General features: G+C 71.3%; 20 protein-coding genes and 1 tRNA gene. 18 read left to right on the top strand and 3 right to left on the bottom strand.

Annotation, left to right across the window (positions count from 1 at the left end; translation table 11 throughout):
- Positions 1–171 precede the first annotated feature (171 nt).
- The 3 genes from BM424_RS18140 (at position 172) to BM424_RS18130 (ending at position 7,199) form a co-directional block, all read left to right on the top strand.
- Complete coding sequence (locus tag BM424_RS18140; protein ID WP_093419460.1) at positions 172–2,817, top strand: HAD family hydrolase; 2,646 nt, start codon at positions 172–174, stop codon at positions 2,815–2,817.
- Positions 2,814–3,881 (top strand): class I SAM-dependent methyltransferase, encoded by a 1,068-nt coding sequence (locus BM424_RS18135; protein ID WP_093419459.1) that lies wholly within the window; start codon positions 2,814–2,816, stop codon positions 3,879–3,881. The genes BM424_RS18140 and BM424_RS18135 overlap by 4 nt, the downstream gene beginning before the upstream one ends.
- A 99-nt stretch (positions 3,882–3,980) precedes the next feature.
- Positions 3,981–7,199 carry a glycosyltransferase gene (locus BM424_RS18130; protein WP_093419456.1) on the top strand — a complete coding sequence of 1,073 codons (3,219 nt, stop codon included), beginning with the start codon at positions 3,981–3,983 and terminating at the stop codon, positions 7,197–7,199.
- 67 nt (positions 7,200–7,266) lie between these two features.
- Here the strand turns inward: BM424_RS18130 and BM424_RS18125 are convergent, their stop codons facing one another.
- Positions 7,267–8,586 carry a hypothetical protein gene (locus BM424_RS18125; protein ID WP_093419453.1) on the bottom strand — a complete coding sequence of 440 codons (1,320 nt, stop codon included), beginning with the start codon at positions 8,584–8,586 and terminating at the stop codon, positions 7,267–7,269.
- 221 nt (positions 8,587–8,807) lie between these two features.
- Between BM424_RS18125 and BM424_RS18120 the strand changes: the two genes are divergently transcribed.
- On the top strand, positions 8,808–10,172 hold the full coding sequence (locus tag BM424_RS18120) for an acyltransferase family protein (protein WP_245775943.1): 1,365 nt from the start codon (positions 8,808–8,810) through the stop codon (positions 10,170–10,172).
- A 20-nt stretch (positions 10,173–10,192) separates the two neighbouring features.
- Positions 10,193–10,849, top strand: coding sequence for a peptide-methionine (S)-S-oxide reductase MsrA (gene msrA, locus BM424_RS18115; protein WP_093419451.1), 657 nt, complete (start codon positions 10,193–10,195; stop codon positions 10,847–10,849).
- Positions 10,850–11,055: 206 nt separating this feature from the next.
- Here the strand turns inward: msrA and BM424_RS18110 are convergent.
- Positions 11,056–11,128: transfer RNA gene (locus BM424_RS18110), tRNA-Gly, on the bottom strand.
- A gap of 91 nt (positions 11,129–11,219) precedes the next feature.
- Positions 11,220–11,618, bottom strand: coding sequence for a PPOX class F420-dependent oxidoreductase (locus BM424_RS18105; RefSeq protein WP_093419448.1), 399 nt, complete (start codon positions 11,616–11,618; stop codon positions 11,220–11,222).
- Positions 11,619–11,834: 216 nt separating this feature from the next.
- Here BM424_RS18105 and BM424_RS18100 point away from each other — a divergent pair, with 216 nt between their 5' ends.
- From BM424_RS18100 to BM424_RS18040, 13 genes are all read left to right on the top strand, one after another.
- Positions 11,835–12,272 carry a DUF983 domain-containing protein gene (locus BM424_RS18100; protein ID WP_175548154.1) on the top strand — a complete coding sequence of 146 codons (438 nt, stop codon included), beginning with the start codon at positions 11,835–11,837 and terminating at the stop codon, positions 12,270–12,272.
- A gap of 79 nt (positions 12,273–12,351) precedes the next feature.
- Positions 12,352–13,203 carry an Fpg/Nei family DNA glycosylase gene (locus BM424_RS18095; RefSeq protein ID WP_093419443.1) on the top strand — a complete coding sequence of 284 codons (852 nt, stop codon included), beginning with the start codon at positions 12,352–12,354 and terminating at the stop codon, positions 13,201–13,203.
- A gap of 168 nt (positions 13,204–13,371) precedes the next feature.
- Positions 13,372–14,622, top strand: coding sequence for a histidine kinase (locus BM424_RS18090; RefSeq protein ID WP_093419441.1), 1,251 nt, complete (start codon positions 13,372–13,374; stop codon positions 14,620–14,622).
- A gap of 9 nt (positions 14,623–14,631) precedes the next feature.
- Positions 14,632–15,543 (top strand): S49 family peptidase, encoded by a 912-nt coding sequence (locus BM424_RS18085; protein ID WP_093419439.1) that lies wholly within the window; start codon positions 14,632–14,634, stop codon positions 15,541–15,543.
- 300 nt (positions 15,544–15,843) lie between these two features.
- Positions 15,844–16,683, top strand: coding sequence for a LytR/AlgR family response regulator transcription factor (locus BM424_RS18080; RefSeq protein WP_093419437.1), 840 nt, complete (start codon positions 15,844–15,846; stop codon positions 16,681–16,683).
- A gap of 10 nt (positions 16,684–16,693) precedes the next feature.
- Positions 16,694–17,098 (top strand): DUF485 domain-containing protein, encoded by a 405-nt coding sequence (locus BM424_RS18075; protein ID WP_093419435.1) that lies wholly within the window; start codon positions 16,694–16,696, stop codon positions 17,096–17,098.
- 269 nt (positions 17,099–17,367) lie between these two features.
- A complete protein-coding gene (locus BM424_RS18070; protein WP_093419433.1) occupies positions 17,368–19,110 on the top strand; it encodes a sodium/solute symporter in 1,743 nt (580 codons plus the stop codon).
- Positions 19,111–19,460: 350 nt separating this feature from the next.
- Complete coding sequence (locus BM424_RS18065; protein ID WP_245775972.1) at positions 19,461–19,775, top strand: DUF485 domain-containing protein; 315 nt, start codon at positions 19,461–19,463, stop codon at positions 19,773–19,775.
- 104 nt (positions 19,776–19,879) lie between these two features.
- Positions 19,880–21,403, top strand: a complete 1,524-nt coding sequence (locus tag BM424_RS18060) for a solute symporter family protein (protein WP_245775942.1) — start codon at positions 19,880–19,882, stop codon at positions 21,401–21,403.
- Positions 21,404–21,578: 175 nt separating this feature from the next.
- Positions 21,579–21,929: a rhodanese-like domain-containing protein gene (locus BM424_RS18055; RefSeq protein ID WP_245775941.1), complete on the top strand. Its 351-nt coding sequence runs from the start codon at positions 21,579–21,581 to the stop codon at positions 21,927–21,929.
- A gap of 32 nt (positions 21,930–21,961) precedes the next feature.
- Positions 21,962–22,837 carry a DUF4328 domain-containing protein gene (locus BM424_RS18050; protein ID WP_093420076.1) on the top strand — a complete coding sequence of 292 codons (876 nt, stop codon included), beginning with the start codon at positions 21,962–21,964 and terminating at the stop codon, positions 22,835–22,837.
- Between the two features lie 59 nt (positions 22,838–22,896).
- Entirely contained in the window at positions 22,897–23,682 is a 786-nt protein-coding gene (locus BM424_RS18045; RefSeq protein WP_093419426.1) for a glycerophosphodiester phosphodiesterase, read from the top strand.
- 24 nt (positions 23,683–23,706) lie between these two features.
- Positions 23,707–24,660, top strand: a complete 954-nt coding sequence (locus BM424_RS18040) for a DUF5926 family protein (RefSeq protein WP_093419424.1) — start codon at positions 23,707–23,709, stop codon at positions 24,658–24,660.
- Positions 24,661–24,682: the final 22 nt, after the last annotated feature.

Genomic DNA, 24,682 nt, shown 5'->3' with positions numbered 1-24,682 from the left:
GAACGATCCGCTGAAACGGATTCATCAGTTCGCGTGGATGGGATGAACCGGAATCTTCGATCCCGATCGATCAGGTCTAGTCTCGATTGTCGGGAAATCGACCAAGAATCATTCCGGTAGATGATCGCGCTTTGCCGATGTGCGTCTCGGCACCCTGGGGAGAGGCGGAACGTGCGGAACCGAACTGCTACCAACGAACCACCGGCCCGAGCACCCGAGCTGGAGCAGCTGCACCGGCTGGTGAGCGACGGCTCGTGCGCGGTGCTGTCCCTGGACGTGTTCGACACGGTCCTGTGGCGGCGCGTGCCCCGGCCCACCGACGCGTTCGCGATGCTGGGCGCGCGGCTGCGCGCCGCCGGCCGCTGCCCGGGCTGGGTCACCGACACCACCTTCCGGCTGATGCGCATCGACGCCGAGAAGCGGGCCCGCAAGCGCAGCCTGTCGGCCTGCGGCGAGATCTCGCTGTTCGACATCTGGCGCGAGATGCCGATCGAGGTGTTCGGCCCCGGGGACCTCGACGACCTGGTGCGCGCCGAGGTGGAGCTGGAGCGCGAGATCACGGTGCCCGACCTGGAGATCGCCGAGGTGATCGGCACCGCCGAGCGCAACGCGGTGCCGATCGTGCTGGTCTCCGACACCTACTTCACCGCCGACCAGCTCGCGCACCTGCTGGACCGGCCCGCCCTCGCCCCGCTGGCCGAGGCCAAGACCTTCCGCTCGCACCAGCACGGCCTGGACAAGGCCTCCGGGCTGTGGGAGATCGTGCTGCAGGAGCTGGGCACCCGGCCGGAGCAGATCGTGCACGTCGGCGACAACGCCGTGGCCGACGACGAGGTCCCCGCCAAGCTCGGCATCCGGACCGTGCACCACGCGCGCATCGACGACGACTTCGCCGGGGTCCTCGACCGGGAGCGCGAGTCGACCGACTCCTTCGGCCCGCCCGACCGCCACCTGCACCCCGCGCACGGCGACGCCGGGCTGACCACGCTGCGCGCCAAGGCCGTTCGCGCGGCCTCCGAGGAATCCGGGGAGGCGGTGGGCGTCGCGTGGCGCTTCGGCGCGGGCGTGCTCGGGCCGGTGCTCACCGGTTTCGCCGCCTGGGTCGCCGAACGCGCCCACCGGCGCGGGCAGCGGGTCGTCTGGTGCCCGATGCGGGAGGGTGAGCTGCTCTCCGAGCTGGTCAACGAGGCCGCCGCCGCGCGCGGCTGGGACGTCACCGCGCAACCGATCTGGCTGTCCCGGCAGGTCACCTCGCTGGCCGCGCTGGACAGCTACGACGTGGACGCCGTCGGCGAGTTCATCGGCCGCAGCTACCGGCTCACCGTCGCCCAGCTGCTCGCCTCGCTGCACCTGCGCCCGGGCGACGTCCCGGCCCTGGCCGACAAGCTGGACATGCTGCTCGACCAGCCCGAGCTCCGCGAGCGCGTCACCGTGGCGCTCACCGAGGCGCCGCACCTGCGGAACCGGCTGGCCGCCACCGTCACCGCCGCCTGCGACCGGCTGCTGCGCTCGCTGCGCGCGGCCGGGGCGCTCGACGGCGAGGAGATCGCACTGGTCGACCTGGGCTGGGGCGGCACCATCCAGTACCAGCTGTCGCGGGTGCTGCGGCGCAACGGCATCGGCGTCCGGACCGCCGGGTACTACCTGGCCACCGATCACCGCTCCAGCCGGCTGTCGCTGGCCGGGCAGGCCGCCGAGGGCTACCTGGGGCAGAGCGGCTGGCCGCACGAGGTCGTCTACGCGCTCGTCCGCAGCCCCGAGGTCGTCGAGCAGTGCGTCAGCGCGCGGGTCGGCTCGCTGATCGACTTCACCGAGTCCGGCGAACCGGTGCTCGGGCCGTTCCACAGCACCCCGACCCAGGACCTGGAGTGGTGCGCGGTCCAGGACGGCATCCGCGCCTTCCAGCGCTCCTGGAACCGCTACGTGTCCGCCGCGGACGGCGCCTGGCCGGAGCTGAACCGGGAGCGCCTCGCGGCGATCATCACCGCCGCGCTCAAGGCGCCCAGCGCCGCCGAGGCCTCGGTGTTCGGCAACTGGTGGCACGACGACAACTTCGGCTCCTCGGTGGTCACCGACATCGTGCCCCGCGACCTGCTGCCGGCCGTGCCGTACATGTCGCCGGGCGACCTCGACGACCTGCACATGCGGGACGCGTTCTGGCCCGCGCTGCTCGCGGCCGCCGACCCGCAGCTCGGCGCCGCGGTGAGCGCGCTGCACAGCGGCGCCCTCGACCCGGCCGTGTTCGAGCGGTCCGGCGAGTGCCCGGACACGCTGCTGCGGTTCCGCACCGAGGACGACGAGTGGCACGACGCCCAGCGCCGCCGCGCCCGGATCAACCACAACGGCCTGTCGTTCGCCCGCCTGGCCTTCGAATCCCGCGGCGCGCTGGACGTCTCGCTGGCGATCCCCGGCCAGCCCGCGATCGTGCGCATCGACTGGATCGAGGCCACCGCCTACGTGCGCGGCGACCCCGAGCCCCGCACCCTCCGCTGGGAGCGGGCCGAGGACTTCGCCGGGCTCGTGTTCGCCGACTGCGACTGGCTCGGCGGGACGATGGTCGAGTTCCACGCGCCGCACGGCGCCGTCTGGCTGCCCCTCGCGACCCGCGCAGGCGGCCCGATCACCTCGGCGCAGATCACCATCGCCTTCGCGAGCCTGCCCCAGTCCCGCTCCGGGCTGGCACACCGCGTGCCGCCGGCGCCGGAGCTGGCGCGGCTGACCGGCCGGGTCCGGGAGGAGCTGCGCTCCCGCGGGGTGCGCGGCATCGCCGCCGGCGGTGCGCGACTGGCGCTCCGCAAGATGGGAGGAATCCGATGACCCGCGTGCTCGAACCCGGCACCGGAACCAGGGACGACCCGCACGCCCAGGCGCGCGACGCCCGGAACCAGCCGCTGCTGCTGCACTCGATGGCGCTGTTCCGCGAGCTGTTCGCGCAGCTCTTCGACCGGCGCCCGATCCGCACGGTCGTCGAGATCGGCGTGGAGACCGGGCAGGTCAGCGCCTGCTACGCGGAGCTCGGCGCCGAGGCCGTGCACTGCGTCGAGAGCGCCCCCACCGAGGAGATGCGGGCGGCGATGGCCGGGCACGACGCGCTGCACCTGGTGGAAGGCCGCTCGCCGCAGGTGCTCTCGCAGCTGCCGGTCGCCGACCTCTACGTCATCGACGGCGACCACAACTACGCCACCGTGCGCGCCGAGCTGGACTGGATCCTCACCCACGCCCCGAACGCGCTGATCGCGCTGCACGACGTGCTGTGGCCCTGGTCGCGGCGGGACCTGTACTACGAGCCGTGTCTGCTGCCCGAGGAGCGGACCCACCCGCGCACCGCGGACGGGCCGACCGTCTGGCACGACGAGGTCACCCCGGCCGGGTTCGTCGGACTCGGCCAGTTCACCGTCGCCCGGACCGCGGGCGGCGAGCGCAACGGCGTGCTCACCGCCGTCGAGGACGCCCTCGCCGAGCACGGCGGGCGGCGGCTGGAGATCGTGCCCGCCGTGTTCGGGCTCGGCGTGATCCTGCGCGAGGACACCGATCAGGACCTGGTCGAGGCGTTGCGGCCGTTCACCGGTTCGGCGCTGCTGGCGGCGCTGGAGAACAACCGGATCGCCCTCTACACGCGGGTGCTCGCGCTGCAGCACGAGGCGGTCGCGCACGCCGAGGAAGCCGATCGGCAGGTGCGGCTGCTCGCCGAGCGGCACACCGAGGTCGAACGGCTGCACCGGCGCTGCGACGAGCTCAGCGACCGGTACGAGCAGGAGCTCGCCGCGCTCCGGGAGCGGAACGCCGAGCTGCGCCGCCGGTTCGACGCCGAGCGCCCGCCGCGGTTCGTCCGCGCGCTGCTCCACCTCGCCCGGAGATTCCGCCGGAGATTCGGTCGCTGAAGCCGGAACCGCTGAAGCCGGAAATCCCCGACCCGCACCGGTCCCGCTCCGCCAGGCGCTAGCCTGCGTTCCAGGTAGGCGACCTGGCGAAGGGATCCGATGGACGAGCGGCTGATCGACTGGACCGGGGAGCGCTGCGTTCCCTGGACCGAAGACGTGCAGGTGGTCTACGAGCACTACCACCGGTACGCGCTGGCGGCCCCCTTCGCGCGCGGCAAGCGGGTCCTCGACCTCGCCTGCGGCGAGGGCTACGGCGCGGCGCTGCTGGCCGCCGAGGGCGCCGAGGTCGTCGGCGTCGACATCGACGAGCGCACCGTCGAGCACGCCCGGCACAACTACGCCGGTCGGGATGTGAGCTTCGAGGTCGGCTCGATGACCGATCCCGAGCTGCTCGCCGACGCCAAGCCGTTCGACGTCGTGGTGTGCTTCGAGGCCATCGAGCACGTCGCCGATCAGGCCGCGGTGCTGCGGCTGGTCCGGTCCCGGATGAAGCAGGGCGGGCTGTTCCTGTCCAGCACCCCCGACACCGCCGTGTACAGCCACGAGCACGGCAACGACAACCCGTTCCACGTCAAGGAGCTCACCGCCCGCGAGTACGAGGCGATGCTGGAGGAGTCGTTCCGGCACGTCGCGGTGCTCAAGCAGAACGTCACCGTCGGCTCGCTGGTGGTGCCCGCCGACCCCGGCGACCGCGACACCGCGATCGAGGGCGTGCGGCTGCAGACCATCGAGCGTACCGAGGCGGGCGACTGGTCGGTCAGCCGCGGCGTGCCGCACACCTACCTGCTGGGCGTGGCCTCCGACAAGCACCTGCCGAAGCTCCCGGCCGCGGCCGTGCTCACCGACGCGAAGCTGACCCTGGCGCGCGCGGGCGACACCGCCGAGCTGATCGGGCAGCGCGACGAGGCCGTCGCCGACGTCGCCAAGCTCAACGAGCTCTACCAGCGCAGCCGAGGCGAGGCCGAGGAGCTCAAGGCCGCCGTCGCGCGCCTCGAGGAGCTGCGCCGCACCGAGGAGCAGCGCGCCGAGACCAGCGCGGCCGAGCTCGCCGAACTCCGCGAGCGGCTGCGGCAGAGCGACCTGCAGGCGCAGCGCGACACCGCCCGCGTCGAGTGGTTGCGCGACACCGCGTCTCGGCTGGAGGGCAGGCTCGCCGACGCCGAGAGCCGGGCCGAGCGGCTGACCGCCGAGAACGCCGAGCTGGCCGCGCAGAACTCCGCGCTGGTGCAGCGCGCGGTCACCAAGTACCGCCAGGTCGTCGAGCGCGTCGCCCCGCGCGGCACCACCCGCCGCGACGCCTACGAGATCGCGCTCGGCCGCAAGCCCGGCATCCCGGAGGTCGCCGAGCAGGTCGAGACCGGTCCGCTGCCGGTGCCCACCAGCGACCGCCCGCTGGTCAGCGTGATCATCCCGGTGCACGGCAAGTGGCCCTACACCCGGCAGTGCCTGCGGTTCCTCGCCGGGCACCTGGTGTCGGTGCCGTTCGAGGTGATCGTCGTCGACGACGCCTCGCCGGACGACAGCGCCGACAAGCTCGCCGCCTGCGAGGGCGTCCGGCTGGTGCGCGCCGAGCGCAACCTCGGGTTCATCGGCGCCTGCAACCTCGGCGCCGAGCACGCGCGCGGCGAGCACCTGTTCTTCCTCAACAACGACGCCGAGGTCACCGAGTCCTGGCTGGACGTCCTGGTGGACACGATCAACTCGGACCCGGAGATCGGGCTGGTCGGCGCCAAGCTCGTCTACCCGGACGGGCGGCTGCAGGAGTGCGGCGGCATCGTCTGGGCCGACGGCACCGGCTGGAACTACGGGCGCGGCACCGACGGCAGCGGCGCGGAGTTCAACGTCGTCCGCGACGTCGACTACTGCTCGGGCGCGGCGATCCTGGTGCGCGCGGAGTTGTTCCGGCAGGTCGGCGGCTTCGACAGCCGGTTCGCGCCCGCCTACTACGAGGACACCGACCTGGCGTTCGCGATTCGCGCCGCCGGCTACCGCACCGTCGTGCAGCCGAAGGCCGTGGTGGTGCACCACGAGGGCGTCTCGCACGGCACCGACGTCAACTCCGGGGTGAAGAAGCACCAGGAGCTCAACCGCCGGGTGTTCGTCGAGAAGTGGGCGGACGTGCTGCGCGCCGAGCACCTGCCGGAGGCCTCGCCGCGCAACCTGTGGCTGGCCCGGCAGCGCGGCGCTCGCGGCCACTTCGGGCCGATCGTGCTGGTCAAGGACCACCAGGTGCCGCGCCCGGACTTCGACTCCGGCTCGGTGCGGATCTTCCGGGTGCTGCGGCAGCTCGTCGAGCTCGGCAACCGGGTGGTGTTCTTCCCCGGCAACCACGCCGCATTGCAGCCCTACACCGAGGACCTGCAGCAGATCGGCGTGACCGTGCTGCCGCAGCCCGAGCTGCAGCAGGCGTTCCTGCACGAGGCCGGGACCGAGATCTCGCTGGCGCTGCTGTCCCGGCCGCAGGTCGCGTGGAGCCTGGTGGAGGAGCTGCGCACCCGCGCGCCGCAGGCCGTCATCGCCTACGACACCGTCGACGTGCACTTCCTGCGCCTGCAGCGGGAGGCCGAGCTGGCCGAGCGGCAGGGCGAGACCGACCGCGCGGAGGCGCTGCGCCGCAAGGCCTTCGCCTCGCAGCAGATGGAGCTGGGCCTGGCGCGCGCCTGCGACGTGACGCTGGTGGTGTCCGAGGCCGAGCGGACGCTGCTGGGCGAGCTGGTGCCCGAGGCCGACGTGCGGGTGCTGTCCAACGTGCACGAGATCGACGACGCGCCGGTGCGGGTCGAGGGCCGTCGTGACGTGCTGTTCGTCGGCAGCTTCGACCACCCGCCGAACGTCGACGCCGCCCGCTGGGCCGCCCGCGAGATCATGCCGCTGGTCCGCGAGCGGTGCCCGGACGCGGTGCTGCACGTCATCGGCAGCAACCCGACCGACGAGGTCAGGGCCCTGTCCGGGCCCGGCGTGGAGGTGCACGGCTGGGTCGAGTCGCTGGAGCCGCACTACGCGCGGGCCAGGGTCACCCTCGCTCCGCTGCGCTTCGGCGCCGGCGTCAAGGGCAAGGTCGGGGAGAGCCTCGCGGTGGGCGTCCCGGTCGTGGGCACCACCGTCGCCGTCGAGGGCATGCACCTCAAACCCGGCCAGGACGTGCTGGTCGCCGACGACGAGGCCGGGCTCGCCGACGCCGTGACCCGCCTGCTCACCCAGGACGACACCTGGAGCGCCCTCGCCGACTCGGGCCGCACCGCCATCGCGGCCCAGTTCGGGCCCGACGCCTCCCGGGCGGCGCTGACGTCCCTGCTCAGCACCATCCCGGCCGAATAGCCGCGCGCACGAGAAGGGCCGCCGACCTCGGGTTCGAGATCGGCGGCCCTCGTCGTTGTCGCGCGCGTTACTCGCGGATCGTGGGCGGGGTCTGGGTGAGCTGCTGGTCCAGGGTCGCCTTGAACGCCTGCTGGGCCGCGTCCTTCTGCTCCGGCGGGCCGCTCACGTCGATGATCACCGCGTAGTTGTGCGCCACGTAGGCGGTCCGGTACGTCGCACCCGTCGAGACCACCGAAACGCCCTGGTAGGACAGGTCCTCCACCTCGGACAGGCCCTGCTGCGCGGCCAGGTACTTGTCCACGACGGTCTTGGCGGCGTTGGCGTCGGGCATCTTCAGCGCGAGCAGCGTCGTCTTCGGCTGCACGCCGTCCGTGCCGTTGAACCAGCCCTCGGCCAGGCCGTTCTGGAACGCGGTGTCGAGCACCGGCTTCGGCTGCAGCAGACCGCCCTTGGCGCCCTGCAGGTTCGGCAGGTCCAGCAGCCCGGACCACGGGTGCGCCGGGCCGTTGACCGGGACCAGCACCTCCTGGGTGGTGGCGGGCGGGGCCTTCGCGGCCGGCGGCTCGGGCAGCTGCGTCGTGGTCGGCGCGGGCGGCGGCGGAACGGGAGCCGCGGTCTCGCCGCCGCTCGTGCTCCCTCCGCTGCCGGCGAAGTAGAAGATGACCGCGACGATCACCACGACCAGCAGCACCGCGCCGATGGACAGGCCCGCGATCAGCTTGCCCTTGCCGGGCTTGCCCGCCGACTCGAAGACCTCCGGGCCCTGCCGCATCCAGGACGCCTCGCCGGAATCGGATCCGGGCAGGTCATCGCCCCACGGCGTGCCCGTGGTCTCCACCGGGCCCCAGCCCTGCGGGCCCTGCTGCTGAGCGGCCCACGGCGGCTGCGACTGGCCCCACTGCGGCGGCGGGGGAGGAGTCTGCGCCTGCGGGTTCTGCGCTTGCGGAGTCTGGGCCTGCGGAGCCTGGGGGTTCCGGGCCGGGGGGAAGCTGACGACCTGGGTGCTGTCGGCGTCCGCGGGCGGCTGCTGCTGTTGCGGCTGCTGCTGGGCGAACGGGTTCTGCACGACCTGCGTCGCTTCCTCGCCGGTGCCCTGCTGCGGCTGCTGCTTGGCGGCGTCGCCCCAGCTGAAGGCGGGCGGGAACGGACTCTGCGGCGGCTGCTGCTGCGCGGACTGCTGCTGGGCGGGCTGCTGCTGGGGGAAGCCCCCGGACGAGGGATCAGCCGGTGGGGTCTGGTCCTGCTGCGGGAATCCGCCGGGGTTCGACGGCGTCTGACCCTGCGCCCTGCCCAGCACCGCGTCCCTGCGCTGTCGGTACTCCTCGGCGGAAATGCGTCCCGCCGCGAGCTCGGCGTCGAGGTTCTGCAACTCGTCTTGCCAGGTCACCGATAGCGCCCTTTCCGGATTTCCATGAACGCCGCTGCTGCGAACGACGCCATTCTGGCACTCAGCGCCACGTTCGGGGTGCACCGGCCGAATAACGATCCGGTCCGCACCCCTGGTCCGGACGGGCTTCCGGGTTGTAAAGGGCCCGCGGCGCGCGGACCCCGGCTAGGCTACCCAGCGTTGACGTCCGCTTCGGGCACGAATCGATGGGGTGATCCGGGTTGAGCGCTGCGCGCGTGCTGCACGCTCGCCCCGAGCTGTTCGCCGCCCCGAACCACGGCTTCGCCTGGATCCGCATGATCGGTGCGCTGCTGGTCATCTACGGTCACAGCTCCCCGCTGGTGGGCAGCGGCGAGCTGTTCCCGCCCGAGTGGCCGGTGCAGCCCGACGAGGGCGTGCTGATGGGGTTCTTCGCGCTCAGCGGGTTCCAGATCACCGAGAGCTGGATGCGGGATCCGCACGCGCTGCGCTTCGCGGTCAAGCGGGTGCTGCGGTTGTGGCCGCCGATGCTGACGGTCTCGGTCGGCATGGCCCTGGTCGTCGGACCGATGATCACCACGCTGCCGGTCGGCGAGTACTTCCGGGCGCACGAGACCTGGGGATACATCGTCAACAACGCGGGCCTGCTGACCCTGCGGCACGACCTGCCCGGGGTGTTCGAGAGCAACCCGTGGCCGGACGCGGTCAACGGCTCGCTGTGGACGCTGCCGATGGAGCTGCTGGCCTACGGCGGCCTGTTCGTCCTGCTCCTGCTGGGCACGGCCAGGAAGAACCTCCGCTGGCTGGCGGTGCTCGCGCTGATCGGCCTGGTGGCCTGGGACCGGCACCTGGAGCAGATCCCGGGCGCGGAGTCGGCGGGGTCGCTGCTGAGCGTGCCGGTCGAGTCGCTGGTGGCGTTCCTGGTGGCCTTCGCGGCGGGCGTGCTGCTGAACCTCTACCGGATCCCGCTGTCCCCGCTGGCCGCGGGAGCCGGGCTGGTGGTGCTGGTGGTGATGGGCAACACCATCACGGCCTCGGCGTGGATGGCGTTCGCGGTCAGCTACGCGGTGATCGTCGCCGGGCACTTCTGGCCGGCGAAGCTGACGGTGCCGGGGGTGTGGGTCAACGGCAGCTACGGCGTCTACGTCTGGGGCTTCCCCGTCCAGCAGCTCCTGGCGCTGGCGGGCATCCGCGACCAGTGGCTCATGCTGCTGTGCGCTGCCCCGATCGCCTACGTCCTGGGGACGCTGTCGTGGAAGTACGTCGAAGACCCCACGATGCGCCTCCGCCACCTGCTCACCCCGGCGCCCGCGACCCGGCCGGATCCCGCGGAAGCCCCCACGGAAACCCTCCGGACCGACGACCTCGCGCCCTCCCGCGACCGGGCTCCGGGGGAGGCCACGACCTCCCTCCGGCAGCCCCCTCGGAGACCGTCCCCGGCTCCGGGCGATCGTGGGGTGGGGGAAGTTTTCATGAAAACTTCCCCACCCCCGGGACAGCCCGCCCCGAGGCGGTTGCCGGGACAACGGGGGGAGGCCCCGCGCGGCAGGCACGCGCGGCCCGAGCCCGGGCGTTACGGGGATCCCAATCGGCTGGATCGCCGTTGACCACGGCGTAGGCTGGATTCATGTTCGGTGCGAAGCTGAAGATGATCGACCCGTCGTCGGCGCTGCCGGGCCGGGACTCGGCGATGCCGGTCGACGAGCACCACGCGGTGTTCCCGGACCGCCGCATCGTGCCGCCGTTCCCGGAGGGCCTGGCCACCGCGGTGGTCGGCATGGGCTGCTTCTGGGGCGCCGAGCGGGTGTTCTGGCAGACCGAGGGCGTGTGGACCACCGCCGTCGGCTACGCGGGCGGCTACACGCCGAACCCGACGTACGAGGAGGTCTGCTCCGGCCTGACCGGCCACACCGAGGCGGTCCTGGTGGTCTTCGACCCGAAGAAGATCAGCTTCTCGCAGGTCCTCAAGGCCTTCTGGGAGAACCACGACCCCACGCAGGGCATGCGCCAGGGCAACGACCTCGGCACCCAGTACCGCTCGGCGATCTACTACGCCGACGACCAGCAGAAGGCCGAGGCGGAGGCGAGCCGCGACGCCTTCCAGCAGGCGCTGACCGCGGCGGGTAAGGGCGAGATCACCACCGAGATCGCGCCGCTGCGCGACTTCTTCTACGCCGAGACCTACCACCAGCAGTACCTCTCGGACGCCAAGAACCCCAACGGCTACTGCGGCCTCGGCGGCACCGGAGTCTCCTGCCCCATCGGCCTCGGAGTCCAGAGCTGACCCCTCCCCGGGAGAGCGCGGGGTGGGGAGCGGCTGGGGCGTGAAGCGTCACCAGGGGACAGTTTTTCCTCGAATCACCCATGATCAATGTCCGTTTTGCCCGGACAATTAGAGGAAAAACTGTCCCCTGCCCACACCCGCTCCGCAGAACCCGACCATGAAAAGCGGGAGTCCCCGAGGTGGTTACCTCGGGGACTCCCGGTGCGAGCGGATGACGGGACTCGAACCCGCGACCCTCACCTTGGCAAGGTGATGCGCTACCAGCTGCGCTACATCCGCATCTTCATCGCCTCCCGGTTGCTTCCGCCCCCGGTGGGCTGTTGGTGAATACTTTAGCCCATGGTTCGCGGCCCGTTCACCGGGGGTCCCCTCAGCCGATCGCGCGGGTCGGGGTGAGCCGCAGCAGCACCCTGTTCTCCCTGCGCATGGCGTCGCGGTAGGACTCCCAGTCGTCGTGCTCGCCGGAGATCGCGCGGTAGTACTCCTCCAGCGGCCCCATCGCGTCGGGCAGCTCGACGATCTCCGCGCTCGCGTCGAGCTGGAACCAGCGCCCGAAGAACTCGTCCGGCAGCACGCACAGCCACGCGCGCGGATCGCGCCGGAGGTTGCGGACCTTGCCCGAGCTCGACCGCGTGCTGATCACCACCCGGTCCTCGGCGTCCACGGCCGCCAGCACGGGCGTCATCAGCGGTGTCCCGTCGCCGCGCAGCGTTCCCAGCACGGCCCGGTGCTGGGAGCGGATCAGCTCGCGGGCTTCGTCGACGTCCATCGCGCACCTCCGGTACTCGGCTCGTGGCGAAGCGTAGTGGTTCAGGTGGGTTGTTTCCGGGTTCGAGGGTTGGCCGGAGGACGCCGCATGATCGACAATGAGGTGGTGAACACGCACCGCTCCGTGCGCGGAACCGGTACCGTGAGATCACGCTCGGTGACGGGTGTTCGTGAGTTGACGATCGAGTGACCAGCCCGGGTGGGCGGGGAGGCGACGATGAACCGGGTGGTGCGGGGCTCCGACGGCCGCGAGTGGACGATCAAGGCCAATCTGGAGTGGTCCAACCCGATCGTGGTGGACGAGTTCGAGCACGACGTCAACGGCGGCAACGCCCCGGCGATCGTGGTGGGAGCCGCGCTCGCGGCCCTGGTGGTCATCTTCGTCGCCTGGACGCCCGCCGAGGTGATCATCCCGCCGTGGCTGATCCTGATCTTCGTCGTCGCGATCCTGTTCTTCCCGGTCCGCTGGGTGCTGCACCGGCCGTGGACGCTCACCGCCTCCACCCCGGGCGACGCCGACGAGAACCCGCCGGAGACCTGGGTCGGAGTCGTCCGCGGCTTCATCGAGGTCCGCACCGAGGTCTCCCAGGTCGCGCGCCACATCGAGCTCTACGCAGAGCCGGACATGAACGGCCGCCTGCAACCCACTGAGTGAGTGGTTCGCGGGGCGGTGCGGGCAGGGGACCCGACGCGCTTGCCTGACGGTCGGGGGTTCTGTTGGGCACACTGGCCGTGTGCCGGAACTTCCCGAGGTGGAGGCGTTGGCCCAGCACCTCCGCGACCACGCCGTGGGGCGGACGGTCGCGCGCGTGGACGTGGCCTCGATGAGCGCGCTCAAGACCGCCGATCCGCCCTTCACGGCGCTGCACGGGCGCGAGGTCACCGGTGCGACCAGGCACGGCAAGTACCTCGACCTGGACTGCGACGGGATCCACCTGGTCTGCCACCTGGCCCGGGCGGGCTGGCTGCGCTGGTCGGACAAGCTCGCCGCGACGCCGCCGAAGCCGGGGCGCGGGCCGATCGCGCTGCGCGTGCACCTCGGCGGCGTCGGCTTCGACCTGACCGAGGCCGGCACCCAGAAGAGCCTCGCCGCCTGGATCGTCGAGGACCCGCAGCAGGTGCCGGGGATCGCCAAGCTCGGCCCGGACGCCCTGGACGTCGACGCGCAGCGGCTCGCCGCGCTGCTGGACGGGCGCACCGAGCGGATCAAGACGGTGCTCGCCGAGCAGTCCACGATCGCGGGGATCGGCAACGCCTACTCGGACGAGATCCTGCACGCCGCGAAGCTGTCCCCGTTCGCCACGGCGGGCAGGCTCGACGAGGCCGCGGTGGCCCGGCTGCACGACAGCGTCCAGGAGATCCTGCGCGACGCGGTGGAGCGCTCGCTGAGCCAGGACGCCGCGCGGCTCAAGGCCGAGAAGCGCTCGGGTCTGCGGGTGCACGGCCGCACCGGTTTGCCGTGCCCGGTGTGCGGTGACACGGTGCGGGAGGTCTCCTTCGCGGACCGGTCGATGCAGTACTGCCCGACGTGCCAGACCGGTGGGAAGCAGCTGGCGGATCGGCGGATGTCCCGGCTGCTGAAGTGAGTTGTCCCCAGGTTGTGGACAACTCGTGGGGTTGTGCACAGCCGAGTTAGGACGAACGGGTGAGCGGTTTCCGCTGACTAGAAGGGAACCTGACCGTTCACCGACGGAAACCTCGCACTGGTCGTAGCCGCCTTGATTCGGACTGCGCGGCTCGGGCAGATTGATGTTGTGGCGCAGTTGTTGACGGAGCGGACGGTCCTGACCACGCTCGCGGCGCTCGCCGTGCTGGGCATGTTCGTTCTGCTGTGCCGGGCGCGTCGGGTGAGCACTTCGGTGGAGGACGCCACGCTGGCGGCTCTGCACCGGGTGACCAGCGCGGCACCCCACCTGCGGGAGGGGCTCAACCAGGAGTCGGCCGACAAGACCGGCCCGCACCTCCGCGAGCTGCTGGCCTGCGTCGCCGTCGGCATCGTCGACGCCGACGGAACCCTGCTGACCTGGGACGGCGAGGCCAACCACCACTACGCGGACCTGCGCACCAAGATCGAGCAGGTGCTGCGCACCGGCAAGCGCGACTTCCTCGACCACGGCGACGTGGTGTGCGAGCAGCGGCCCTGCCCGATGCGGCACGCGGCCGTGGTCCCGCTGGAGGTGGAGGGCCAGGTCCGCGGCGTGCTGACGGTGATCGCCGGCGGGGACCGCAAGCGGCTCCTGCGGGCGGCCGCCGAGGTCGCCCACCACGTGTCCACCCAGCTGGAGCTCGCCGAGCTGCAGGAGTCCAAGGAGCGCCTGGCCCAGGCGGAGGTGCGCGCGCTGCGGGCCCAGATCTCCCCGCACTTCATCTACAACGCGCTGAACACGATCTCCTCGCTGATCCGCACCGACCCGGAGCACGCCCGGGACCTGCTGCAGGAGTTCGCCGACTTCACCCGCTACTCGTTCCGCAACAGCGGCCTCTACACGACGCTGGCCGACGAGATCCGCAACATCGACCGCTACCTGACGCTGGAGAGCGCCCGCTTCGGCCCGGACCGGCTCAACGTGCAGCTCAAGATCGCCCCCGAGGTGCTGCCGGTGGTGGTGCCGTTCCTGGCGCTGCAGCCGCTGGTGGAGAACGCGGTCCGGCACGGGCTGGCGAACAAGCCCGGCGGCGGCACCGTCTCGGTCACCGCCGAGGACAACGGCTCGGAGGCGCTGATCAGCGTCGACGACGACGGCATCGGGATGGACCCGGAGCTGCTCGACGCGGAGCTGGCCAACGCCCACCTCACCGGCGCGCACGTCGGGCTCGGCAACATCAACAACCGGATGCGCGCCACCTTCGGCAACGACTACGGGCTGGTCGTGGAGACCGAGAAGGGCGCGGGCATGAAGGTGATCATGCGGGTGCCCAAGTTCGCCCCGGGCGTGCGGCCCGAGCCGCTGGCCGTGGAGGAGCCGGGCGTGGGTTTGGCCGCCGGACCGGCCGCCGGCCGGTAACGTCGAGGTATGAACGAGAAGGCACCGCAGAAGTTCGTCGACGTGGTCACGGCCAAGCTGCCCAAGGAGCTGACCGACAGGTTCCCCGGCAAGCTGCCGGGCGTGTCCGAGCGCGGCCCGGTCGTAGCGGTGGTCAAGCTGCACGGCGTCATCACGCCGCAGCCGTCGCCGATGGGGCGGCCCTCGATCTCGTTGCAGACCGTGGACTCGGCGATCACCCGCGCGTTCTCCCACGACCGGCTCAGCGCCGTGGTGCTGTCGATCAACTCGCCCGGTGGTGCGCCCACCCAGTCCGCGCTGGTCGCCGACCGGATTCGCGGCCTGGCGCAGGAGAAGGGCGTTCCGGTGGTCGCCTACTGCGAGGACGTCGCGGCGTCCGGCGGCTACTGGCTGGCCTGCGCCGCCGACGAGATCTACGCGCACCAGACCTCGATGGTCGGCTCGGTCGGCGTGGTCAGCTCCAGCTTCGGGATGACCGGCCTGCTGGACAAGATCGGCGTGGAGCGCCGCGTCTACACCGCGGGCGAGAACAAGGTGCGGCTGGACCCGTTCCGCCCGGAGAAGGCCGAGGACGTGGAGTGGCTGCGCGGGATGCAGGACGAGCTGCACGGCCAGTTCCGCGACTGGGTGCGCGAGCGCCGCGGCGACAAGCTCAAGGGCGACGAGGGCGAGCTGTTCTCCGGCGAGGTCTGGACCGGTGCGCGGGCCGCTGAGCTGGGCCTGATCGACGGCGTCGGCACGCTGCGCGAGATCGTCGAGCGCAAGTACCCGGACGCCCAGGTGCAGACGGTGGAGGGCCGCAAGCCGCTGCTCGCGCGGCTGGGGATGTCCTCGGGCGTGTCCCGGAATCCCGTCGCCAACCTGATTTCCGGCCTCGACGCACTGGAACACCGCGCCATGTGGGATCGTTTCGGTTTGTGAGCCTCGCTTCGACGGTCCCCGCCGCGAGTTTCGGCGGGGACCGTTTTGCGCGGAATTCCGGTGGAAATGCGTCCGTTTCGGTGACAACTCTGTGGAGCGGTCGGACCAGATCGCTGATCCATTCGGGCGAAATTCGGCTTCGCGGAGCTGATTTTCGCCGCCGCCCCCTCGTGGAGAGCCCTTCCGCTGCGCTAACAACTAGGGTTCGCGGCCATTTTCGCGGATCGGTGCGGGAGGCACCGAAGGGGAAGAACGGGACATGGACAGTGCGCCGATGGCGCGGCACGATATGGCGTTGCATTGAGTACACGTGAGAATCCCGCCGGTCTCGTCGTCCTTGCCGTCGACGACGAGCGGGCCGGGCTTGACGAGATGAAGTTCCTGCTCGGCAGCAACCCTCGCGTCGGCAGAGTGCTGACCGCGTTCGACGCCGCCGAGGCGCTGCGCCTGCTGCGCAGCGACGACCCGGAGCTGATCGGCCGCAGAGACGAAGACGAGTCCATTGTGGACGCGGTGTTCGCGGACGTGTCGATGCCGGGCCTGTCGGGCATGGAACTGGCTCGGGTGCTCACCGCGTTCCGCAACCCGCCCGCGCTGGTGTTCATCACCGGGCACGAGGAGAACGCGCTGGAGGCCTTCGAGGTCGGGGCGCTGGACTACATCATGAAGCCGGCCAACGCCGACCGCGTCGACCGGGCGCTGCGCGGGATCGAGAAGAACAAGCAGCAGGCCGTTCCGGCGGGCAACGGCCCGAAACCCCTGGAAGCGCCCGCGCCCGACGACGACGAGGTCATCCCGGTCGAGCTCGCCGGCACCACGCGGATGATCCCGCGCAAGGAGGTCCGCTGGGTCGAGGCCCAGGGCGACTACGCCCGGCTGCACACCACCGAGGGCTCGCACCTGGTGCGAATCCCGTTGGCGCAGCTGGAGGAGCGCTGGGGCGAGGCCGGTTTCCTGCGCATCCACCGGTCCTTCCTGGTCTCGCTCGCGCTGGTCACCGAGCTGCGGATGTCCTCGTCCGGCTACTCGGTGGTGCTCGGCGGCGGGCCGCCCAAGGAACTCCCGGTGTCCCGGCGCCACACCCGCGAGCTCAAGGACCGGCTGGTCAAGGCGCCGCGCGACAACTGGGGTCAGCAGTGAGCGAGGTCGGATGAGCCCGGAGAGCTTCGACGTCCGCGCCCGGCTCGGGGAGTTCTCGCCCCGGCCGCGGCGCAAGCGCGTCGTGCTCGCCGACCGGCGCGGACCGCACGTCCCCCGGGTGCGCGTCGAGGTCGAGGAGCAGACCGGGGCACTGGAGGGCCTGGTCCGCGACCTGGTCGAGAAGCAGCTCCGCGTCGCGCTGCTGCTGTCCGGCATCGTCGCGGTGGTGCTGCTCGGGCTGCCGCTGGCGTTCTGGCTGGTCCCCGCCCTCGGCGACGTCGAGCTGTTCGGCCTGCGCCTCCCGTGGCTGCTCCTCGGAGTCCTGGCCTACCCGTTCCTGGTGGTCATCGGCCTGCTCTACAACCGCCGAGCAGAGCGCAACGAAGAGGACTTCCTCGGAATGCTCGAGGAGTAGGACCTGATGTGGTCCCTCTGCTTGGCGGTGCGGGTAGCGGAACCTCAGACGCCGTCTGGCTCCGGGATCCGAGACTGATGTATGCCAATACACGGCGCTACGGCTGTCCTCACCAGACGACGTCTGAGAACCCGAGGCGGTGCCGGTGTCTTAGGTGGTGAAGGAGAAAAGAGAAAGCGCCTGCGGCGCTTCGTGACGGCTGTTTCGGGTCTGGCGGCTGCTCTGCGTAAGGTGGGTGCGACTCTTCGGCACCAGGGCGGCTGGGTGAGATGTTGGCGAACTTGTGGTCCTTGGGCGGCGTCGCGCTGATCGTCGTCGCGACGCTGGGCATCGGCCTGTGGGGCTCGCGCTCGGCTCGGACCACCGACTTCTCCGCCGCCCGCAAGCCGGTTCGGGAGGAGCGCAACGCCGCCGCCATCTCCGGCGAGTACCTGTCGGCCGCCTCGTTCCTGGGCGTGGCCGGGCTGGTGCTCAAGGACGGCGTCGACGCCCTCTGGTACCCGATCGGTTTCGCCGCCGGGTACCTGGCGCTGATGCTGTTCGTGGTCGCCCCGATGCGCCGCTCCGGCGCCTACACGATGCCGGACTTCGTCGAGGCGCGGCTGAACTCGCTGAACCTGCGGTCGCTGTCGACGGTCGTCGTGGTCGTGATCGGCTGGCTGTACCTGGTGCCGCAGCTGCAGGCGGCCGGGATGACGCTGTCGGCCATCGTCGGAATCCGCTACCAGGCGGGGATTCTCGTGGTCGCGCTGATCGTGCACGTCAGCGTGGTCAGCGGAGCGCTGCGCGCGGTGACGCTGGTGCAGGCCTTCCAGTACTGGGTGAAGCTGTTCGCGATCACCCTGCCCGCGTTCGCGCTGCTGATGGTGTTCCTGGTCAGCGGGCAGCGCCAGGCGCTGGACGAGCCGGCCACGCCGTTCTTCCAGCAGGACACCTCGGCCCACGTCGAGACCGACGTGACGCTGCGGGTCACCGAACCGGTGTGGCTGACCTCCTCGGAGGAGCCCGGTCAGGAGGGCGCGGTCTACCTGCAGCCCGGCGAGTACCCGGTCCGGGCCGGCAGCGAGCTGCGGTTCCCGGCCGGGGCCGCGGTGCCGGTGGTGACCGGCTCGGTGACCGACAACGCGAGCTGGCTGCGTCCCGAGCAGGAGGGCCTGCCGGGCGTGCTGGCGACCTACTCGGTGCTGATCGCGACCTTCCTGGGCACGATGGGCCTGCCGCACGTGCTGGCCCGCTTCTACGCCAACCCCTCGGGCTCGGGAGCGCGCCGGACGGCGCTGTACGTGCTGGGGATGCTGGGCGCCTTCTACCTGTTCCCGACGATCTTCGGGCTGCTGTCCCGGTTGTACGTGCCGCAGCTGCTGGTCACCGGCCGGACCGACGCGGCCGTGCTGCTGCTGCCGCACGCGATGCTGGGCAACTGGGTGGGCGGCGTGCTGGCCGCGATCACCGCGGCGGGCGCGTTCGCCGCGTTCCTGTCCACCTCGTCGGGCCTGGTCATGAGCCTGGCCGGGGTTCTGTCCTCGCGGGACGTGCTGTGGGGCAAGAGCATGCGGTTCCGCTCGGCGGCGGTGCTGTCCTGCGTGGTCCCGGTGGGGCTGGCGCTGGTGGTGCACGACCACGACATCGCGCGCAGCGTGGGACTGGCGTTCGCGATGGCGGCCTCGACGTTCTGCCCGGTGCTGATCCTGGGCATCTGGTGGCGCGGGCTGACCGCGGCCGGTGCGGCCTGCGGGATGCTCACCGGCGGCTCGCTGGTGCTGCTCGCGGCGCTGTCCTCGCACCTCGTCGGCGGGCACGGGGCGTGGAGCGAGCTGATCGGCCAGCCCGCGCTGGTCACCGTGCCGCTGGCGTTCCTGGTGACCTACCTGGTCAGCCTGGCCACCCGGAGCCGGGTGCCGGGCGGGGTGTCGCGGCTGATGCTGCGGCTGCACGCGCCGGACCGGCTGGGCTTCGTCGACAGCAGGCCGGTGGCCGAGCAGGCGCCTCGCCAGGGCCGCCACGAGCGCTGAGATCCGCTCCTCCCGCCCTGCCTCCCGAAGGAGTCCGAGGCCTTCTGCGGCTGAACGGGTAATTGGTTTCGCAATTAACTACTTTGCGTCGACATTTCTGGACGATCAATAGGCCGTTCGAATGAAAAGCTTCCCAAACGGCCCGAATCGAGGCATCCTGTTGCCGCGTCAACCTTCACTCGATCGTTAGCACGCGTACTCCCAACGGACCTACCCACCAGCGCACCGGGTTCCGTAGCGTTCCGGCGTTGTGTGATTCAGGCTCACGCTTGGCGATAACGCGAGAGTGAGCCTTTCTTTGTGGAAGGAGAGCCGTGAGCGCCACGGACCAAAACGGGTCCGGGTCCGGTATTGACGCCGAAACCTGGGCCGCTGCGCAAAGCAGTCCCGAATTCGCCCAACTGCGCAAGCGACTGCGCAACTTCGTCTTCCCGGTATCGGCGTTGTTCCTGGTCTGGTACCTGGTGTACGTGCTGCTCGCCGACTACGCGCACGGATTCATGAGCATCAAACTCGTCGGCAACATCAACGTCGGCCTGGTGCTCGGCTTGCTCCAGTTCGTGTCTACATTCGTGATCACGACCTGGTACGTCCGCTACGCCAACAAGAATCTGGACCCGGTCGCCGAACAGATCCGCGACAACGTCGAGGGAGGCGGGAAGTGAGCTCGGTGCAGGCAATTTCCGCCACCCAACCGCTCGCTCAAGAAGCGACCGGTGGAAACTCGCTGCTGAACATCGGAATTTTCGCGGTATTCGTGGTGGTCACGATGGTCATCGTGTTCCGGGCCAGCCGGAACACCAAGACCGCGTCGGACTACTACGCCGCGGGCCACGCGTTCAGCGGGCCGCAGAACGGCATCGCGATCTCCGGTGACTACCTGTCGGCGGCGTCGTTCCTCGGCATCGCCGGGGCCATCGCGGTCAACGGGTACGACGGCTTCCTCTACTCCATCGGCTTCCTGGTGGCCTGGCTGGTCGCCCTGCTGCTGGTCGCCGAGCTGCTGCGCAACACCGGCCGCTACACGATGGGCGACGTGCTCAGCTTCCGGATGCGCGAGCGTCCGGTGCGCACGGCGGCCTCGCTGTCGACGCTGGTGGTGAGCTTCTTCTACCTGCTCGCGCAGATGGCCGGTGCCGGCGGTCTGATCGCGCTGCTGCTGGGCATCACCGACAAGGGCGGCCAGGCCATCGTGATCGCGGTGGTCGGCGCGCTGATGATCCTCTACGTCCTGGTCGGCGGCATGCGCGGCACGACCTGGGTGCAGATCATCAAGGCGGCGCTGCTGATCGCCGGTGCCTTCGTGATGACCGTGTGGGTCCTGGGCCTGTACGGGTTCAACCTCTCGGCGCTGCTCGGCCACGCGGCCGACGTCGCCGGCGACAAGGTCCTCAACCCGGGCGCGCAGTACGGCAAGACCGAGACCAGCAAGCTGGACTTCATCTCGTTGGGCATCGCGCTGGTGCTGGGCACCGCGGGTCTGCCGCACGTGCTGATGCGCTTCTACACGGTGCCCACCGCCAAGGAAGCCCGTCGCTCGGTGGTCTGGGCGATCTGGCTGATCGGCCTGTTCTACCTGTTCACGCTGGTGCTGGGCTACGGCGCCGGTGCGATGGTCGGACCCGACGTCATCAAGGACGCCCCGGGCGGGGTGAACTCGGCGGCGCCGCTGCTGGCCTCCCACCTGGGCGGTCCGCTGCTGCTCGGCTTCATCTCCGCGGTCGCCTTCGCGACGATCCTGGCGGTGGTGGCCGGTCTGACGATCACGGCCTCGGCCTCGTTCGCGCACGACATCTACGCGAACGTGATCAAGAAGGGCCAGGTCGACGACAAGCAGCAGGAGGTCAAGGTCGCGCGGATCACGGCGGTGGTCATCGGTGTCGTGTCGATCCTCGGCGGCATCGCGGCCAACGGGCAGAACGTGGCCTTCCTGGTCGCGCTCGCCTTCGCCGTCGCGGCCTCGGCGAACCTGCCGACGCTGCTGTACTCGCTGTTCTGGAAGCGGTTCAACACCACCGGTGCGCTGTTCAGCATCTACGGCGGTCTGGTGATCACCATCGTGCTGATCATCTTCTCGCCCGCGGTCTCGGGTGACGAGGAGGCGATGTTCCCGTCGCTGGACTTCGCGCTGTTCCCGCTGAAGAACCCGGGTCTGGTGTCGATCCCGCTGTCGTTCCTGCTCGGCTACCTCGGCACCAAGCTGAGCAAGGACGAGAACGGCGGCAAGAAGTACGCGGAGATGGAGGTCCGCTCCCTCACCGGGGCGGGCTCGGAGAAGGCGGTCCAGCACTGACCTGATCCCTCCCGCAGAGCGCCCCGGGCCCCTCGGTCCGGGGCGCTTCTCGCTGCAGCGGCGACAGTTTTAGCCATAATTGTCCGGACAAAAGGGACATTGATCATGGGTGATTATGGCTAAAACTGTCCCCACCCTCACCCCGAGGACACAGCGGGCGTGGCAGCATCGGGGCGTGACTACTCCTCCTCCTGGACAGGTGCCCGGCGTCGAGCCGGAGGAACTGCCCGAGAAGCTGCCCGAGGGCAGCGTGCTGCTGGACGTCCGCGAGGACGACGAGTGGCAGGCGGGCCACGCCCCCGAGGCCGTGCACATCCCGATGAGCAAGCTCGTGGAGCGCCTCGACGACATCCCCGAGGCCGACCAGGTCTACGTGGTGTGCCGCTCCGGCGGCCGCTCGGCCAAGGTCACCGCCTACCTCAACGCCAACGGCTGGGACGCGGTGAACGTCGAGCGCGGCATGAACGGCTGGTCGGCCATCGGCCGCCCGCTGGTGGCCACCGACGGCGATCCGTACGTGCTGTGACCGGGCAGCCCCAGCCGGACCGGGTGGAGTGGGTGGCCACTCCGCCCGGCGGACCGCGCCGCACCCGCCCGCCGCGGCGGCCGCGGCCCTACACCGGTCCGCCGTCCTACCCGGCACCACCGCGCTGGGGCTTCCCGCTGCTCGCCTGGCGCTGGCCGCTGGCGCTGCCCACGCACGACCGCGTCGACCTGGCCGAACGGGCCGCGGCCACCGCCGCCACCGCCATCGCGGCGCTGTGGGTGACCGCGGGCGTCGCCGCCCTGGCCACCGTCGCCGAGGTGTGGCGGTACGTCCTGCTGCTGCTCAGCAGGGGTGAGGCGCTGTCCCGCGCGGTCCTGGCGATCTCCGACGCGCTGGTGGGCACCACCGGCGTGATCCTGCTGCTGATGGGCGTGCTGACCGGCGTGTTCACCGTGCTGTGGGGCCTGCGCGCGCGGGCCGCCGCGGCCGAGCGGATCGGGGTCCGCAACGCCCGTCCGGACTGGCAGGTCGTGGCCGGAGTCCTCGTCCCGGGCCTGAACCTGCTGGTCCCGGGGTCGGCGATGGCCGAGCTGGAGCACTGCCTGCTGGTCGCCGAGGGCGACCGCGACCAGGGTGCCCGTCCCTCGCCGAGCCTGCGGGTCCGGTTCTGGTGGGCGCTGTGGGCGGCGACCGTGCTGGTCGCCCTGCTCACCTTCGGGTGGACCTTCCGCGACGGCGTGCAGGCGCTGGCCGACGGCGTCGTGCTGCACGCGGTCAACGACGCGCTGGTGGCGGCCTTGGCGGTGGTGACGGCCCGGCTCGTCGACCACCTGATGCGCCTGCTGCTGCCGCCGGACCCGACCGAGCTGAGCAGGCTGCGGGTGCACGCCGTCCGCGCGGCCCCGCCGCCGGAACGCGCGCCGCGGCCGGACACCGCGCGCCGCTGACACCGCAGGATCGGTCACAGGTGACGGCGCGGACGGCGGCCGTTCCGGATACTGGAGGGGTGGCGGAGATTCCCGAGGTCGTCGCGCACCGGGGCGCGTCGGCGCACCGCGCTGAGCACACCCGGTCCGCCTACGAGCTGGCGCTGGAGCAGGGCGCGGACGCGCTGGAGTGCGACGTCCGCGTCACCCGCGACGGCCACCTGGTCTGCGTGCACGACCGCCGCATCGACCGGACCTCCAACGGCCGCGGCGTGGTCAGCGCGTTGACGGTGGCCGCGATGGCGGAGGTCGACTTCGGCCGCTCGGCCGCCGAGTACGGCGTGCTCACGCTGGACGAGCTGCTCGGCATGGTGCGCGCGAGCCCGCGCCGGACGCGGCTGTTCGTCGAGACCAAGCACCCGGTCCGCTACGGCGGTCTGGTGGAGCAGAAGCTGGTCGCGCTGCTGGCCCGGCATGGCCTGTCCGCTCCCGCTGACCCGGCCGAATCCCCGGTGTTCATGATGTCCTTCGCGCCGGCCGCGGTCCGCCGCTTCAAGGAGGCCGCGCCGGACGTGCCGACGGTCCTGCTGTTCTCCCGCTTCACCGGCCTCCGCCGGGGCGGCGTGCTGCCGTCGTGGGCGGACCTGGCCGGGCCGGACGTGCGACTGCTGCGCGAGGACCCGGGGTTCGTGGCGCGCGCGGCCGCGCTGGGCCGGGACACCTACTGCTGGACGGTCGACGAACCCGCCGACATCGAGCTGTGCCGGGGCGCCGGAGTGCGCTACCTGGCGACCAACTCGCCCGAGGCGACCCGCCTCCACCTGGCTGATCCCGATTCCTCCCGATTCGGTAGCGTCGCGCTGTAGTCACCGTCAGCGATTGGATCAGCCGTGTCGAAGCGAGCCGCGACCAAGCCAGCCCAGACCGAAGGGGCCGTCGGTCCCCGCCAGCCCTGCCCGTGCGGATCGGGCAAGCGCTACAAGGCCTGCCACGGCAAGGCCGGTGGCGCCGCTGACGTGATCGTGACCCGGCCGTTCGAGGGCCTGGCCGCCGAGTGCGAGCTGGTCGCGCTGCGCGAGTTCGTCCCGTCGGCGACGGCGACGCTGCCGATGCGCGACGGCTCGGCGATCACCCTGGCCACGGTGCTGCCGATGGCCGCCGCCGCGCTGCACCGCAACGACGGCATCCGGTTCGTCGGCCTGCAGGTGCAGACGCACTCCGGTGACATCAGCCGCGACCTGGCGCGCGCGATCGAGTGGGTGCAGGAGGCCGGCGAGGGCCAGTCGCTGTCGGTCGTCGGCCCGGAGACCGCCGAAGCCGGCGCGGTGCCGACCCGGCTGCAGGACCTGATCGACACCGACGCCGCCCTCGACGTCGAGCTGCACGGCGATTTCGCCTGGTGGCTGCCGGAGGACGTGGACCCGACGGGCGAGGTCGCCCTGTCGCTGGAGCGCGCCAACGCCGCGATCATGCCCACCGACCGCCTCCGCGGCGAGGGCGTCGACTCGGCCTACTGGGTCGACGCGGGCGAGAAGGCGCACCTGCGCTGGGTCCGCCCGGAACCGGAGGAGAAGCTGCTGGCCGCGCTGGCCCGCCTCGCGGCCCGCGGCGAGCTCGCCCTGGGCGAGGAGAGCCGCTACGCGGGCTCGTTCCGCGCGCACGGCCTGCTCGTCCCGGTCTGGGACCTCGACCGCGAACTGCACGCCCGCGAGTGGGACGAACCGGCCGCCGCCCTCGGCTCCCGCCTCGACGAGGCCCTGGCCTCCCTCGAAGACGAGCCCCTCACCAGCACGGAGAGGCGCGCTCGGGACGGCTTGCGCGGACGCCAGATCACCATCCGCTGACTCGACCCTCAGCGCACCGCCG

Source organism: Saccharopolyspora flava, from assembly GCF_900116135.1.
Classification (GTDB): domain Bacteria; phylum Actinomycetota; class Actinomycetes; order Mycobacteriales; family Pseudonocardiaceae; genus Saccharopolyspora; species Saccharopolyspora flava.
The sequence above is the reverse complement of the archived record's forward strand: the minus strand, read 5'-3'. Positions and strand labels throughout refer to the sequence as shown.

Coding starts and splice junctions, on each gene's coding strand:
- BM424_RS18135 (WP_093419459.1), top strand. CDS start 2,814: ATGACCCGCGTGCTCGAACCCGGCACCGGAACCAGGGACGACCCGCAC.
- BM424_RS18130 (WP_093419456.1), top strand. CDS start 3,981: ATGGACGAGCGGCTGATCGACTGGACCGGGGAGCGCTGCGTTCCCTGG.
- msrA (WP_093419451.1), top strand. CDS start 10,193: ATGTTCGGTGCGAAGCTGAAGATGATCGACCCGTCGTCGGCGCTGCCG.
- BM424_RS18105 (WP_093419448.1), bottom strand. CDS start 11,618: ATGGACGTCGACGAAGCCCGCGAGCTGATCCGCTCCCAGCACCGGGCC.
- BM424_RS18100 (WP_175548154.1), top strand. CDS start 11,835: ATGAACCGGGTGGTGCGGGGCTCCGACGGCCGCGAGTGGACGATCAAG.
- BM424_RS18085 (WP_093419439.1), top strand. CDS start 14,632: ATGAACGAGAAGGCACCGCAGAAGTTCGTCGACGTGGTCACGGCCAAG.
- BM424_RS18075 (WP_093419435.1), top strand. CDS start 16,694: ATGAGCCCGGAGAGCTTCGACGTCCGCGCCCGGCTCGGGGAGTTCTCG.
- BM424_RS18070 (WP_093419433.1), top strand. CDS start 17,368: ATGTTGGCGAACTTGTGGTCCTTGGGCGGCGTCGCGCTGATCGTCGTC.
- BM424_RS18060 (WP_245775942.1), top strand. CDS start 19,880: ATGGTCATCGTGTTCCGGGCCAGCCGGAACACCAAGACCGCGTCGGAC.